We start from the raw sequence: 14,866 nt of genomic DNA on the forward strand, positions 1-14,866 counted from the left end.
CTCCTTTTTTATCATCTTTGGAATACGCACACTCCGTGCGCAGGCCCGTGCCAGACAGCCATTACTACCGGATTATCCGCTCCGGCAAAGGGGGGAACGGCTCGCCACTCCCCGTCAGGTAAAACAATCTCTGCGACGTCATCCGTCGCGTTCAGCGTGACCAGCCATTTATCCGACAGCAGGATTTGCAGGCGTGGTACGCCGTGTTGCCACTCTTGCGCGCTTAACGGTTGCGCGTCTTTATTCAGCCAGCGAACGTTGCCGTCACCCTCTTCCCACCAGCTGTTGGCGGTCAGCGCGGGGATCTGCTGGCGAAGATGGATCAGCGCAGCGGTAAAATGAATCAGCCCGCTGTTGGCTTCACCCCAGTCGAGCCAGGTTAAGGTGTTGTCCTGGCAATAGGCGTTGTTGTTACCGTGCTGGCTGTGACCATGCTCGTCGCCTGCCAGCAGCATCGGCGTGCCCTGCGACAGTAAAAGCGTTGTCAGCAGCGCATGAACGCTGGCGCGTCGCCGCTCTATCACATCCAGACTTCCGCCTAACCCTTCTATACCATGATTAAAGCTATGGTTATTGTTAGTGCCATCGCGATTCTCTTCGCCGTTCGCCTCATTGTGTTTCTGATTGAAACAAACGCAGTCCCTGAGCGTAAAACCGTCGTGCGCCGTCAACAGATTAACGGTGGCCGACGGGCGTTTGCCGTCGCGCTTAAAGAGATCGCTCGACGCGGCAAAGCGCCCGGCAAATTCCCCCAGCGACAGGTTCCGCTCCAGCCAGAAGCGGCGTACGGCGTCGCGGTAGTGGTCGTTCCACTCGGCAAACAGCGGCGGGAAATTCCCGACCTGATAACCGCCTTCACCGATGTCCCACGGCTCGGCAATCAGCTTCACCTGCGAGAGCACCGGACAGTTTTTTATCGCCTCAAACAATGGCGCCTGCTGGCTGAACGCCGGCGTGCGTCCCATGACGGGCGCCAGGTCGAAACGAAAACCGTCGACGTGGAACGTCTCCACCCAGTATTTCAGGCATTCATACGCAAAATGCGTGACCGCCGGATGGCTGAGATTGAGCGTGTTACCGCAGCCGGTCCAGTTCTCATAATCGCCATCGTGCCTGATCCAATAATAGCTACGGTTATCAATTCCGCGCATGGAGAGCGTCGGGCCGTCGAGATCGCTTTCTGCGCTGTGGTTCAGCACCACGTCCAGAATGACCTCAATGCCCGCCGCGTGGAGCGCCTTCACCGCATCGCGGAACTCGTCCCGCGCCTTTTCCGGATGGACGGCATAGCGCGGCTCGAGCGCGAACATCGCCAGCGGGTTATAGCCCCAGTAGTTGCTCAGCCCCAGCCGCTGCAGACGCGGCTCGCTGGCAAAATGGGCGACGGGGAGCAGTTCCAGAGCGGTGATGCCGAGGTGTTTCAGGTAGGCGATCATGGTGGGATGCCCGAGCGCCTTGTAGGTGCCGCGCATCTCTTTGGGGATCGACGGATGCAGGTACGTCAGCCCTTTGACGTGGGCTTCATAAATAACGGTCTTGCCCCACGGCGTCTGCGGCGGGGCATCGTCTTCCCAGTCATAAAGATCGTTCACCACCACGCTTTTTGGCGCGACGGGCGCGCTGTCGCGGTGGTCGGGCTCGCCGTAGCCCACGTGGAAGAGCGGATCATCTTTAAATTCGCCGTCCACGCGATGCGCGCACGGATCAATCAGCAGCTTCGCCGGGTTGAACCAGTGCCCCTGCGCGGGATCCCACGGACCGTGAACGCGAAAGCCATAGTGCATACCGGGCCGTCCTCCGGCCAGGTAGCCGTGCCAGGTATCCCCCGTGCGCGCGGGTAAATCGTAACGGTGCTCGTTACCTTCCCCGTCAAACACGCACAGTTCAACCCGCTCGGCGTGAGCGGAAAAGAGGGTGAAGTTCACCCCTTTTCCGTCAAAATGCGCCCCGAGCGGTTCGGGTTTACCTGCCGTAAGCTGCGTCATTCGCCCTCCCGCATCAGCCAGATGGTGCCAAGCGGCGGCAGCGTCAGGCTCAGGGAGTTGGGTCGCCCGTGGCTTTCAATGGCGTCGCTCTGTACCAGCCCACCGTTACCGGCGTTGCTGCCGTGGTAGTGCATCGAGTCGGTATTCAGAATTTCGCGCCATTTGCCCGGCTGATTAATGCCGAAGCGGTAATGTTCGCGCGGCACCGGCGTAAAGTTGCTGGCGACGATGATCTCGTTACCCGCTTTGTCACGACGCACAAAGACAAACACCGAGCGCTCGTGGTCGTCCACCACCAGCCATTCAAAGCCGTACGGATCGAAGTCGAGCTCGTGCAGCGCTTTGTGGTGGCGATAGGTCAGGTTCAGATCGCGCACCAGACGCTGCACGCCGTGGTGCCAGTTGTCGCCGCCTTCCAGCAGATGCCAGTCGAGGCTGGCGTCGTGGTTCCACTCGCGCCCCTGGGCGAACTCATTGCCCATGAACAGCAGTTTCTTGCCCGGGAAGGCAAACATCCAGCCGTAATAGGCGCGCAGGTTGGCAAACTTCTGCCAGGCGTCGCCCGGCATGCGGTCGAGAATCGATTTTTTACCGTGTACCACCTCATCGTGCGACAGCGGCAGCATGAAGTTTTCGGTGTAGTTGTAGAGCATCCCGAACGTCAGCTTGTCGTGATGATACTTACGGTGAACCGGATCCAGCTTCATGTAGTCGAGCGTGTCGTGCATCCAGCCCAGGTTCCACTTATACCAGAACCCCAGGCCGCCTGATGACGGCGGACGGGAGACGCCCGCAAAGTCGGTTGACTCTTCCGCCATGGTCACGGCACCGTCCACCTGCTCGCCGATAATGCGGTTGGTATTACGCAGGAATTCAATGGCTTCCAGGTTTTCGCGGCCGCCAAACTCGTTCGGGATCCACTCCCCCTCTTTGCGGCTGTAGTCGCGGTAGATCATTGACGCCACCGCATCCACGCGCAGGGCGTCAATGCCAAACCGCTCGATCCAGTACAGGGCATTCCCGACCAGGTAGTTCGACACTTCACGGCGACCGTAGTTGTAAATCAGCGTGTTCCAGTCCTGGTGATAGCCCTCGCGCGGATCGCTATGCTCGTACAGCTTCGTGCCGTCAAACTCTGCCAGCGCAAAATCATCCGCCGGGAAATGGCCCGGCACCCAGTCGAGGATCACGTTCAGCCCGGCGGCGTGCGCGGCATCAATGAAATAGCGGAAGTCGTCGCGGGTGCCGAAGCGGCGGGTCGGCGCATACAGCCCGGTGGGCTGATAGCCCCAGCTGCCGTCGAACGGATGCTCGTTGACCGGCAGCAGCTCAAGGTGGGTAAAGCCCATCCATTTGGCGTATGGCACCAGCTGGTCGGCAAGCTCCCGGTAACTCAGCCAGAAGTTGTTATCGGTATGGCGGCGCCAGGAGCCGAGATGGACTTCATAGACGGATATTGGCGCATCAAAACGGTTGGCCTGTTTACGCTCCTCCGTCTGGACGACCTTCTCCGGCAGGCCGCAGATCAGCGACGCGGTATCCGGGCGCATCTGCGCTTCGAAGGCATACGGGTCGGCTTTAATGCGCAGCTTGCCGTGGGCGTCGATCATCTCGAATTTATAAAGCTGCCCGTGGTGCGCCCCGGGGATAAACAGCTCCCAGATGCCGGTTTCCAGACGCAGGCGCATCGGGTGACGGCGGCCGTCCCAGTAGTTGAACTGGCCGACAACGGAGACGCGCTGGGCATTGGGCGCCCACACGGAGAACCGCGTGCCGGTAATGCCGTCCATGGTATCGGCATGAGCGCCCAGCGTTTCATAAGGACGCAGATGGGTCCCCTCGGAGAGCAGCCAGGCATCCATCTCTTTAAGCAGAGGGCCAAAGCTGTAGGGATCGTCAATCAGGTTCTGCTGGCCGTGCCAGAGAACGGCGAGCTGATAGCGAAAAGGGTTTTTACGACGGGGCATCACGCCCGAGAAGAAGCCACGGGAATCGAGGCATTCAAGGTTACCGACTTTGCGGCCGGTTTTGGGTTCAATCACCCAGACTTCTGTGGCATCCGGCAACAGGGCACGAACCTCCAGACCTGCCTCAGTACGGTGCATCCCAAGCACAGAAAAGGGGTCAGCGAAATGACCCGCAATAAGCGCATTAATCACGTCTCTATCCACACGATCGGACATGGTATTCATCCTGTTTTTATGTCGTCCTTTTTAAGCGCTCCGGGACGACTTTTAATGTGACCTGAACGGGACAGCACAAAAATGTGCATCCATTCTGCTCCGTTCGAACCTCAGGTAAGAAATGACTCTTCCTTAAAGCATAGCCAACGCTCTAAATGACTCCTGATAAAAAATAAGACATACGCGTGTTACTCCATGTAGTACGCAAAAAAAAGGGGTGAAAATCACCCCCGGTATTTAACAAATTATTACGCCAGCTGGCGCAGCATGCGGCGCAGCGGCTCAGCGGCGCCCCACAGGAGCTGGTCACCGACGGTGAACGCGGAGAGATACTCCGGCCCCATGTTCAGCTTACGCAGACGGCCAACCGGCGTGGTCAGCGTGCCGGTCACCGCTGCCGGGGTCAGCTCGCGCATGGTGATATCGCGATCGTTTGGCACCACTTTCGCCCACGGGTTGTGCGCGGCCAGCAGCTCTTCCACGGTCGGAATAGACACATCTTTTTTCAGTTTAATGGTGAAGGCCTGGCTGTGGCAGCGCAGCGCGCCGATACGCACGCACAGACCGTCAACCGGAATGGTGTTCGCGGTATTGAGGATTTTGTTGGTCTCGGCCTGGCCTTTCCACTCTTCGCGGGTCTGGCCGTTATCCAGCTGCTTGTCGATCCACGGGATCAGGCCACCGGCCAGCGGTACGCCAAAGTTATCCACCGGCAGCTCGCCGCTGCGGGTCAGCTCGGTCACTTTACGCTCGATATCGAGAATAGCCGACGCCGGGTTTGCCAGCTCGGTCGCGACGCTCTGGTGCAGCTGGCCCATCTGGGTCAGCAGCTCGCGCATGTGACGCGCGCCGCCGCCGGACGCCGCCTGGTAGGTCGCCACGGAGACCCACTCCACCAGATCCTGCGCGAACAGGCCGCCGAGGGACATCAGCATCAGGCTGACGGTGCAGTTACCGCCAACAAAGGTTTTTACGCCGTTGTTCAGGCCATCGGCGATCACGCCCTGGTTAACCGGGTCGAGAATGATGATGGCATCGTCTTTCATGCGCAGCGAAGAGGCCGCGTCAATCCAGTAGCCCTGCCAGCCGCTTTCACGCAGCTTTGGATAGATTTCGTTGGTATAATCGCCGCCCTGGCAGGTCACAATAATGTCGAGTGCCTTCAGCGCTTCCAGATCGTAAGCATCCTGCAACGTGCCTGTGGTACCACCAAAGGACGGAGCAGCCTGGCCGAGCTGGGAAGTGGAGAAGAAGACCGGGCGGATAGCGTCGAAATCGCGCTCTTCAACCATGCGTTGCATGAGTACAGAGCCGACCATACCGCGCCAGCCGATAAAACCAACGTTTTTCATAGCATTTTTTTCCTGCTGAGGGTGTGTGCTGATTGTGCAAGCCAGTATTGAACTGGGATATGCTTCACATTACAAAATGCTGCCAAAGTCGCAAGCGAAATTAATCGATGATTGCCCGGCAATCAGAAATACAGCTAATTATCATAATAACCTTAGAGAAATTCAGGGATAATTTACATGAGTGAAATCATTTCCGCCGCGGTTTTATTGATCCTGATAATGGATCCCCTGGGTAACCTGCCGATATTCATGTCGGTGTTGAAGCACACCGAGCCGAAGCGCCGCCGGGCGATCATGATCCGCGAGCTGCTCATCGCCCTGCTGGTGATGTTTATCTTCCTGTTTGCGGGTGAAAAAATCCTCGCCTTCCTGAACCTGCGCGCTGAAACCGTGTCGATTTCCGGCGGGATTATTCTGTTCCTGATTGCGATTAAGATGATTTTCCCGAGCGCGGAAGGCAGCAGCAGCGGCCTGCCTGCGGGTGAAGAGCCGTTTATTGTGCCGCTGGCGATCCCGCTCGTCGCGGGGCCAACCATTCTGGCGACGCTGATGCTGCTGTCGCACCAGTATCCGAATCAGATGAGCCATCTGGTCATTGCCCTGCTGATTGCCTGGGGCGGGACGTTCATTATCCTGCTGCAGTCGTCCCTGTTCCTGCGCCTGCTGGGCGAAAAAGGGGTAAACGCGCTGGAGCGCCTGATGGGGCTCATTCTGGTCATGATGGCAACGCAGATGTTCCTGGATGGGATCAGGGCGTGGATGAAGGGATGACGTTCTCCCTCTCCCTGTGGGAGAGGGCATCAGGCGCCGTATTCTTGCCGGGTGGCGGCTTCGCCTTACCCGGCCTACAACGGCTCTAGTCTCGTAGGTCGGGTAAGCGTTAGCGCCACCCGACTTTTTTCACAGTGGCAAGATGCCTTCATTTGTACGCAACCAGCGCGGTGCTTTCAACATACCGCTATACAGCCCAACTAAGCCTTGCAACAAATCTCCAGCCACTCTTTCATCACTCTCTGAAAGTGAACGAGCCAACAGCAACTGCGTTAATAGCGTGCAATAGCTTCCCAACTGATCAACTTCCGGCTCGAAGGCAGGGACGTCCAGAGGCAGGTCATCTACCGTTAAACTCGCTTTTAAATATTCAGGAACAGGTTCAAGCATGGGTGCGGCCTGATACCCTCAACCTCCCCCCAAATAAGTGAGGGCTACCCCTTACGAATCAAATACCGGTACGGCAGCGTTTCCGTCTGCTGCGCCACCAGCTCATGCTCCATAAAGGTACAAAAACCGGGAATGTCGCGCGTGGTGGCAGGGTCGTCGGCAACGATCAGCAGCGTTTCACCGGTCTGCATGTTGCGCACGGTTTTACGTACCATCATTACCGGTTCCGGGCAGCGAAGGCCCTGGGCATCAAGAGTGTGGTCTGGGCTGGAAAACAGGTCGGTCATGATCTTCTCGGTCAGGTAAAAACGGCTGTAGTTTACGCCCCGTTGCGGTCAATGCAAACCAGGTTAACGATTGCGTAAAAACTAACCATTGCAATGTCCCGCCAAAGCAGTATCATGCTGCGGTTTTTATTGGGTTCCCTCACCCCAACGTATAAAAAGGTCACAATATGACGCAGTTTTCTGAATCACAGCGCGTAAAAGCGTTGTTCTGGCTTTCGCTTTTCCATTTGCTGGTGATCACCTCCAGCAACTATCTGGTGCAGCTCCCTATCTCCATCTTTGGTTTTCATACCACCTGGGGCGCGTTCAGTTTTCCGTTTATTTTCCTCGCCACCGATCTGACCGTGCGTATTTTTGGCGCACCGCTGGCTCGCCGCATTATTTTTGCGGTCATGCTCCCGGCGCTGTTCATCTCGTACGGGGTGTCGTCCCTGTTTTATATGGGAAGCTGGCAGGGCTTTGAGGCGTTAACCCACTTCAACCTGTTTGTCGCCCGTATCGCCGCAGCAAGCTTTATGGCCTACGCGCTGGGGCAGATTCTGGACGTGCACGTGTTTAATCGCCTGCGTCAGAATCATCGCTGGTGGATGGCACCCACCGCCTCCACGCTGTTCGGTAACGTGAGCGATACGCTGGCCTTCTTCTTCATCGCCTTCTGGCGTAGCCCGGATGCGTTCATGGCCGAACACTGGATGGAAATCGCGCTGGTGGACTACTGCTTCAAGGTGCTCATCAGCATTGTGTTCTTCCTGCCCATGTACGGCGTGCTGCTGAATATGCTGCTGAAAAGGCTGGCAGATAAATCTGAAATCACGGCATTGCAGGCTGGTTAAGGGTTCGCTTTATCAGTTGTGATAAGATGAGCGAATGAGCCGTTATGGCCGTTTATCGAAAGGAAGAAGTCAATGCGCAATCTGGTTAAATATGTCGGGATTGGCCTGCTGGTTGTGGGTCTTGCAGCCTGTGATAACAGCGACACGAAAACGCCTGCTCAGGGCGCATCCGCAGAAAGCAATGCGACCGGCCAGCCGGTGAATCTGATGGATGGCAAACTCAGCTTCTCTCTGCCAGCCGATATGACTGACCAGAGCGGCAAGCTGGGCACTCAGGCGAATAACATGCACGTTTACTCCGACGCAACCGGGCAGAAAGCGGTCATTGTGATTGTGGGCGACGACACCAGCGAAGATCTGGCGGTCCTGTCCAAACGTCTGGAAGATCAGCAGCGCGGCCGCGACCCGCAGCTGCAGGTCGTGACCAATAAATCCATCGAGCTGAAAGGCCATAAGCTACAGCAGCTGGACAGCATCATCTCTGCGAAAGGCCAGACCGCGTACTCCTCTGTCGTGCTGGGCAAGGTTGATAACAAACTCCTGACCCTGCAGATCACCCTGCCAGCGGAAGATCAGCAGAAAGCGCAGACGGCTGCTGAAAACATCATTAACACCATCGTAATCCAGTAACGTTTCACGATGATGACGTGGCCTCCGGTGCCTGCACCGGGGGCCATTTTTTTAGCCGCCACGTCAGCAGCAATGCCATCATGACCAGACCCGCCGCGGCGAGATAGATCACCGGTACCCCCGCGCGGGCCATTACCAGCCCTGCCAGCGGCCCGGTAATGCCCAACGACATATCCATAAACACCGTATAGGTCGCCAGCGCCGCCCCCTGGTTCTGCTGCGGCACCGCTTTCACCGCGACCACGCCCAGCGCCGGAAAGACCAGTGAAAAACCGGCTCCCGCGAGAAATACGCCCATTTTCGCCATCCAGGGCGCGCTGGCTACGCCGGTCAACAGCAGCCCGACAATCTCTACCGCAAAGCAGATCGTCGCCACGTTCAGCCCGCCCAGACGGTTGATGCCGTTAGGGAAAAGCAGGCGCGCACCAACAAACGCACAGCTGAACAGGGTTAACGCAAAGGCCGCGCCGTCCCAGCCTTTGGCGTCATAGAACAGGGTAATGAAGGTGGCGATGACACCGAAGCCGGTGGTCGCCAGCGCCAGCGCCATCCCGTATGGCCAGACCCGCCCGAGCACCGCCCGGAACGGCAGCGGCTTGCCCTTGCTGGCCTTCACTGTCGGGCGCGGCAGCGCAAACAGTATCGCCACAAGCGCGACCGCCATAATGGTGAGCGACAGTCCATACAGCCCGCCAAACGCATAGCAGGCCACGCCAAGCGGCGCACCGAGCGCCATCGCGCCGTAGGTGACAATCCCGTTCCAGGAGATCACCCGACCAATGTGTGGCGTCCCGACAACCCCCACGCCCCAGAGCGTCGAGCCGGTTCCCGCCAGGCTTTGCCCAATGCCGAGGATGACGCGGCCCAGGCAGAGCAGCGCCAGGCTGACCAGCGGCCAGTGGCTGGCTGAGGCGGCCAGCAGGTAGCTCAGGCCACTGAGGAAGCAGCCGCACAATCCCAGCACCACGATGCTTTTTGGACCGAACGTGTCCGCGTAGCGCCCGGCATGCGGGCGGCTCAGGAGCGTGGCGAAATACTGCAGGCTAATCACCAGCCCCGCCCAGAAGGCACTGAAGCCCATGACGTCATGGACATAGCCCGGCAGAACCGCCAGCGGCAGGCCGATGGTGAGATAGCTGGCAAAGTTAAAAATCACAACGGAAACGATGCGCAGATTGAGGCGCAGTCCGCTCAGTGCCGGTTCAGCGGCAGGTTCGGGCATGGGGTTCTACCTGGATTTTTTACAACAGTGTTTCACTATTACCACGCCCCAATAAGAAAATCAGCAGCGACTTTCAGATTAACGGTGCCAGACGAAGCGAGGCCCGGGCACTACACTTACCGGGTCATCACACTAAGGAACGCGCATGATCGCTAACCCGTCCGACAAAGCAGGACTCCACATCTTATTAAAACTCGCCTGTCTGGTGGTTATCCTTGCGGGTATCCATGCGGCCGCCGACATCATAGTTCAGCTCCTGCTGGCGCTCTTTTTTGCCATTGTGCTTAATCCTCTGGTCACCTGGTTTCTGCGCCGGGGCGTTAGCCGCCCGGTAGCCATCACTATCGTCGTCATCGTGATGCTGATTGCCCTGACGGCGCTCTTCGGCGTGCTGGCGGCCTCGCTGAGTGAATTCTCCACCATGCTGCCGCAGTACAACAAAGAGCTGACGCGGAAGATCGTCGCACTCCAGGAGATGGTGCCTTTCCTTAATCTGCATATCTCACCCGAACGGATGCTGCGCAGGATGGACTCCGAGAAGGTCATGACCTACGCCACCACCTTGATGACGGGGCTTTCCGGCGCGATGGCCAGCATTCTGCTGCTGGTCATGACGGTGGTGTTTATGCTGTTTGAAGTCCGCCACGTCCCGTATAAGCTGCGCTTTGCACTGAATAACCCACAAATTCACATTGCTGGCTTACACCGGGCGCTGAAGGGCGTCTCTAAATACCTGGCGCTGAAAACGCTGCTGAGCGTCTGGACCGGGATCATCGTCTGGCTGGGGCTGATGCTGATGAACGTGCAGTTCGCGCTGATGTGGGGCGTGCTGGCGTTTCTGCTGAACTACGTGCCCAACATTGGCGCGGTGCTTTCCGCCGTGCCGCCAATGATTCAGGCGTTTCTGTTTAACGGTTTCTACGAATGTATGCTGGTCGGCGCGTTATTCCTCGTCGTGCACATGGTGCTGGGCAATATTCTCGAACCACGCATGATGGGGCACCGGCTCGGCATGTCGACGCTGGTCGTCTTTTTATCCTTACTGGTTTGGGGATGGCTGCTGGGCCCGGTCGGTATGCTGCTCTCGGTCCCCCTGACCAGCGTGTGTAAGATCTGGATGGAGACCACCAAAGGCGGCAGCAAGCTGGCCATTTTGCTCGGGCCGGGAAGGCCGAAAAGCAGGTTGCCTGGGTAGCTGACCTACCTGTATAGGTAGGTTTAAACCGGCAATAATCCGCCTTAAATTACCGCGTTCATAACCTGTCGCGGTATTTTTATTTGCGTTAAGGAAATATTAATTCTGTTTTTGTTTACGTCGGTCGCATTACGTTGAAACGCAAATCATGATTTAACGCAAATTAAAAAAAATGAAATTGTTAATTATTTTCCATGTTATTATGCCCGCCTTCGCGTCAACGTAATGCAAACCTTAATATTGATTAAAAAAACATCTGGCACAAAAGAAACGCCGGATGAATATTATTTGTAAAAACCACTACCTTTAATTGTTATTATTGATATGGAGTTGTTGATGAAAAAGATCGTTAAATGGTGTGCTGCCGCCGTATTCGTTGGCGCACTGGCAGGCTGTGCGCGTACTGCCCCAATCGCTCAGGTTCACTCTACTGTGAGCGCGGGTCATACCGCCGACCAGGTAAAAACCGCGATTTTGAAAGCAGGACAAAAACGTGACTGGATCATGACGGAAGCCGGTCCGGGCGTTATCAAAGGTCGTCTGCAGGCGCGCGACCACTCGGTCGACATTCGTATTCCTTATTCCGCAACAAGCTATTCCATTAACTACGAAAGCAGTATGAACCTGAAAGCGGCTGACGGTAAAATTCACAAAAATTATAACCGTTGGGTGAATAACCTCGACCACGATATTCAGCTGAACCTCTCCGCGGGCGCCGCACTGTAATATTTTTCTAAAGTCGGGCCGCATTTGGCCCGATAACCCTTATTTCTTGCCCTGAAAGGTTACGCAGCAATGTACGAAAAGGATACGCTCAGCGCACTGGATGCCATTACCGAAGCGCAACGCATCGCTTTTGCTCCGATGTTATTTCAGACCGCGCTTTGTCTGCGTAACTCAGGCATTCTCGCCTGGCTCGATAAACAAGGTAAAGAGGGTGCCAGCCTCGAGGAAATAACCGAACACAGCACGCTCGGCAGCTATGGCGTCAGCGTACTGCTGGATATGGGATTAAGCGGGCGGATCGTTACCCAACAGCATGGACGTTATTTTCTGGCAAAAGTGGGCCACTTTTTACTGCACGATGAAATGACCCGCGTAAATATGGATTTCACTCAGGACGTTTGTTACAAAGGGCTATTTCACCTGGCGGACGCCCTGAAGGAAGAAAAACCTGCGGGATTAGCGGTGTTTGGCAACTGGCCAACCATCTATCCGGCATTATCCCAATTACCGGCTCAGGCGAAAGAGAGCTGGTTCGCCTTTGATCATTACTATTCCGACGCCGCGTTTGATGCCGCTTTGCCATATATATTCGCAAGCTCGCCGACAAAATTGTACGATGTGGGCGGAAATACGGGTAAATGGGCGTTACGCTGCTGCCGCTATGACGAAAATGTTGCCGTGACGATCCTCGACCTGCCGCAGCAGATAGCGCTGGCGCAGGAAAACATCGCAAAAGCAGGTTTTTCTCATCGTATTGGATTCCATGCTGTCGATATGCTTAGCCCAGCAGCCTTGCCGGGTGAAGCCGACGTCTGGTGGATGAGCCAGTTTCTGGATTGTTTCTCTCCGGATCAGATTGTCGCCATGCTGACGCGCGTCGCACAGGTCATGAAGCCAGGCGCACGTTTGTGCATCATGGAGCTTTTCTGGGATGCCCAGAAGTTTGAAGCGGCCTCTTTCAGCCTGAATGCCACCTCGCTCTATTTCACCTGTATGGCGAATGGCAATAGCCGGTTTTACAGCGTAGAGGCGTTTTATCGTTACCTGGAGAGCGCAGGTTTCAGCGTTGAACAGCGTCTGGATAACCTTGGGGTCGGTCATACCCTGCTGATATGCACCAAACGTGAACAATAGAGCAGCTTAGCTGCCCGGGTGGCCAGGTCTGCCCTTTGAATACGGTTTTTTTCGCGGACGCGCGTAGATGAAATTTTCACTGAACATTATCGACTGGCAGGCGAGAGCCCCAGGACTCAGCGATGTCACAGAGTGGCAGGCGTGGTCACGCCTGCAGCTGCCCGTCGATCCAGCGGCCCCGCTTCCCCGGCTGACCGCTTTACCCATGATGACCGCGCGCCGCCTCAATTCAGGCAGTAAGCTGGCGGTGGACATTGGTCTCGCTATGCTGCAACACCACGCCATTGATGCCGTCGTCTATTCCAGCCGCCACGGCGAGCTGGAGCGCAACTACCGTATTCTGCATGCTCTGGCGACGGGGCAATCCGTATCGCCTACCGACTTCGCCATGTCCGTGCACAACTCGGCGGTGGGCAATCTCACGATTACCGCACGCCAGGCAATCGTCTCGTCATCCATTTCTGCCGGGCTGGACACCTTCCAGCAGGCATTATGTGAAGTCCTTAGCCTGCTGCAGGCGGGCTACTCCCGCGTCTTGCTGGTCGATTTTGACGGCGCACTGCCGGAATTTTACCACCCGGCGTTACCGCACCAGATGCCCACCTGGCCCTACGCGCTGGCGCTGGTGATTGAATCCGGCAAGGAATTGCAGTGTGAAACCCGCAGCGGCAGCACGGGGGATGAACCCGCCCTTCCGCAAAGCCTGATGTTCCTGCAACGCTATCTCAGCGAGGCACGCCAGTTTGTGGTACCCGGCGAACGTTTGCTGTGGCAATGGACGCGCGCATGAATCGCCTGACTGCCCGAATTAACTGGTTATGGCGTCTGGTGATGACCGGATTCTGCTTCGTGCTGTTTGGCGTGGGCGGGCTGCTGCTGTCACTGGTATGGTTCAACCTGCTGCTGATCGTCCAGCGCGACCGCACCAACCGCCGTCGCCTTGCGCGGCGCAGCATTGCGGCCAGCTTCCGCTTCTTCCTGACCGTTGCCCGTGGCCTCGGGGTACTGGACTATCGCATTCACAATCTTGACGCCCTGCGCAACGATCGGGGTTGTCTGGTGGTGGCTAACCACCCCACGTTAATTGACTACGTGATTCTGGCATCGGTGATGCCAGAAACAGACTGTCTGGTGAAAAGCGCGCTGCTGCGCAATCCGTTTGTCAGCGGCGTCATCCGCGCGGCGGATTACCTGATTAACAGCGAAGCCGAGCCTCTGCTGGCTGCAAGCCAGCAGCGTCTGGCTCAGGGCGACACGCTGTTAATCTTCCCGGAAGGCACACGTACCCGGTCTGGCGAAGCTATTTCCCTCCAGCGCGGCGCAGCAAATATCGCCGTGCGCTGTAACAGCGATCTGCGGGTGGTGCTGATCCACTGTAGCGAACATCTGCTGGATAAAAAAAGTCGCTGGTATGATGTGCCGCCAGAAAAACCTGTCTTCACCGTGGATGTCCGCGACCGCGTGAACATCGACGAATTTTACGATGCAAATGAACAAGAACCGGCGCTGGCGGCAAGGCAGTTAAACCGGCATCTACAGCATCGATTAACATCAGGCCTTCAATCTTTGTCAGGAATTAATGATGCAAGCGCTTTATCTTGAAATTAAGAATCTCATTATCACCACGCTGAATCTGGACGAGCTTACCGCAGAGGATATTGATACCGATGCCGCGCTGTTTGGCGATGGGCTGGGTCTCGACTCTATCGACGCGCTGGAACTGGGTCTGGCCGTGAAAAACCAGTATGGCGTGGTGCTTTCCGCTGAAAGCGAAGAGATGCGCCAGCACTTCTTTTCCGTCGCCACGCTGGCGTCCTTTATCAACGCTCAACGCGCCTGAGATGTGATCACGATGACCGAACAAGAAACCATTTATCAGGAAGTCTGTGGCCTTCTGACCCGACTGTTTGAAATCGACCCGCAGGATATTACCCCTGAAGCCCGTCTTTACGAAGACCTGGAGCTGGACAGCATTGATGCGGTGGACATGATTGTTCATCTGCAGAAGAAAACGGGCAAGAAAATCAAGCCGGAAACCTTCAAATCGGTTCGTACCGTTCAGGATGTGGTAGACGCCGTCGAACAGCTTCTGCGCGAAGAGTAAGACGTCGTGCGCGGCGGACGGACATTCCCGATCATCCCACTTCTGACGGGGTTG

General features: G+C 56.6%; 16 protein-coding genes. 10 read left to right on the plus strand and 6 right to left on the minus strand.

Going from position 1 to position 14,866, the window contains the following annotated elements; all coding sequences use genetic code 11:
- Positions 1-11: 11 nt before the first annotated feature.
- The 3 genes from glgX to asd form a co-directional block, all read right to left on the minus strand.
- On the minus strand, positions 12-1,985 hold the full coding sequence (gene glgX, locus ACEPLT_RS20990; RefSeq protein ID WP_023326238.1) for a glycogen debranching protein GlgX: 1,974 nt from the start codon (positions 1,983-1,985) through the stop codon (positions 12-14).
- The gene (gene glgB, locus ACEPLT_RS20995; protein ID WP_128301783.1) at positions 1,982-4,168 is read right to left on the minus strand and encodes a 1,4-alpha-glucan branching enzyme; all 2,187 of its coding nucleotides are present in this window, start codon (positions 4,166-4,168) and stop codon (positions 1,982-1,984) included. Before glgB ends, glgX begins: the two co-directional genes overlap by 4 nt.
- Positions 4,169-4,416: 248 nt before the next feature.
- Positions 4,417-5,520 carry an aspartate-semialdehyde dehydrogenase gene (gene asd / locus ACEPLT_RS21000; RefSeq protein ID WP_021242179.1) on the minus strand — a complete coding sequence of 368 codons (1,104 nt, stop codon included), beginning with the start codon at positions 5,518-5,520 and terminating at the stop codon, positions 4,417-4,419.
- 177 nt (positions 5,521-5,697) lie between these two features.
- Here asd and yhgN point away from each other — a divergent pair, with 177 nt between their 5' ends.
- Positions 5,698-6,291: an NAAT family transporter YhgN gene (gene yhgN / locus ACEPLT_RS21005; protein ID WP_003861574.1), complete on the plus strand. Its 594-nt coding sequence runs from the start codon at positions 5,698-5,700 to the stop codon at positions 6,289-6,291.
- 129 nt (positions 6,292-6,420) lie between these two features.
- On the opposite strand, the gene ACEPLT_RS21010 is transcribed toward yhgN, so the two are convergent.
- On the minus strand, positions 6,421-6,681 hold the full coding sequence (locus tag ACEPLT_RS21010; RefSeq protein WP_227156901.1) for a hypothetical protein: 261 nt from the start codon (positions 6,679-6,681) through the stop codon (positions 6,421-6,423).
- A 44-nt stretch (positions 6,682-6,725) separates the two neighbouring features.
- Positions 6,726-6,968 carry a sulfurtransferase TusA gene (gene tusA, locus ACEPLT_RS21015; protein WP_017693840.1) on the minus strand — a complete coding sequence of 81 codons (243 nt, stop codon included), beginning with the start codon at positions 6,966-6,968 and terminating at the stop codon, positions 6,726-6,728.
- Positions 6,969-7,135: 167 nt separating this feature from the next.
- Between tusA and ACEPLT_RS21020 the strand changes: the two genes are divergently transcribed.
- Together ACEPLT_RS21020 and ACEPLT_RS21025 are read left to right on the plus strand one after the other, a co-directional pair.
- On the plus strand, positions 7,136-7,801 hold the full coding sequence (locus tag ACEPLT_RS21020; protein ID WP_008503072.1) for a 7-cyano-7-deazaguanine/7-aminomethyl-7-deazaguanine transporter: 666 nt from the start codon (positions 7,136-7,138) through the stop codon (positions 7,799-7,801).
- A 72-nt stretch (positions 7,802-7,873) separates the two neighbouring features.
- Positions 7,874-8,431, plus strand: coding sequence for a DcrB family lipoprotein (locus ACEPLT_RS21025; protein ID WP_008503073.1), 558 nt, complete (start codon positions 7,874-7,876; stop codon positions 8,429-8,431).
- Positions 8,432-8,435: 4 nt separating this feature from the next.
- Here ACEPLT_RS21025 and ACEPLT_RS21030 read toward each other — a convergent pair whose 3' ends face one another.
- Positions 8,436-9,653, minus strand: a complete 1,218-nt coding sequence (locus ACEPLT_RS21030; RefSeq protein WP_232929184.1) for an MFS transporter — start codon at positions 9,651-9,653, stop codon at positions 8,436-8,438.
- A 145-nt stretch (positions 9,654-9,798) separates the two neighbouring features.
- Here ACEPLT_RS21030 and ACEPLT_RS21035 point away from each other — a divergent pair, with 145 nt between their 5' ends.
- The 7 genes from ACEPLT_RS21035 (at position 9,799) to ACEPLT_RS21065 (ending at position 14,812) form a co-directional block, all read left to right on the plus strand.
- A complete protein-coding gene (locus tag ACEPLT_RS21035) occupies positions 9,799-10,848 on the plus strand; it encodes an AI-2E family transporter (protein ID WP_008503075.1) in 1,050 nt (349 codons plus the stop codon).
- A gap of 336 nt (positions 10,849-11,184) precedes the next feature.
- Positions 11,185-11,574, plus strand: coding sequence for a hypothetical protein (locus ACEPLT_RS21040; RefSeq protein ID WP_222665161.1), 390 nt, complete (start codon positions 11,185-11,187; stop codon positions 11,572-11,574).
- 69 nt (positions 11,575-11,643) lie between these two features.
- Positions 11,644-12,708 (plus strand): class I SAM-dependent methyltransferase, encoded by a 1,065-nt coding sequence (locus ACEPLT_RS21045; protein WP_008503077.1) that lies wholly within the window; start codon positions 11,644-11,646, stop codon positions 12,706-12,708.
- 67 nt (positions 12,709-12,775) lie between these two features.
- Positions 12,776-13,498: a beta-ketoacyl synthase chain length factor gene (locus ACEPLT_RS21050; protein WP_232929182.1), complete on the plus strand. Its 723-nt coding sequence runs from the start codon at positions 12,776-12,778 to the stop codon at positions 13,496-13,498.
- Entirely contained in the window at positions 13,495-14,310 is an 816-nt protein-coding gene (locus tag ACEPLT_RS21055; protein ID WP_008503080.1) for a lysophospholipid acyltransferase family protein, read from the plus strand. The genes ACEPLT_RS21050 and ACEPLT_RS21055 overlap by 4 nt, the downstream gene beginning before the upstream one ends.
- Positions 14,291-14,548 (plus strand): phosphopantetheine-binding protein, encoded by a 258-nt coding sequence (locus ACEPLT_RS21060; RefSeq protein ID WP_008503081.1) that lies wholly within the window; start codon positions 14,291-14,293, stop codon positions 14,546-14,548. Before ACEPLT_RS21055 ends, ACEPLT_RS21060 begins: the two co-directional genes overlap by 20 nt.
- Positions 14,549-14,560: 12 nt before the next feature.
- Entirely contained in the window at positions 14,561-14,812 is a 252-nt protein-coding gene (locus ACEPLT_RS21065; protein WP_008503082.1) for an acyl carrier protein, read from the plus strand.
- Positions 14,813-14,866 lie beyond the last annotated feature (54 nt).

The organism is Enterobacter sp. fkY84-1 (assembly GCF_052974705.1).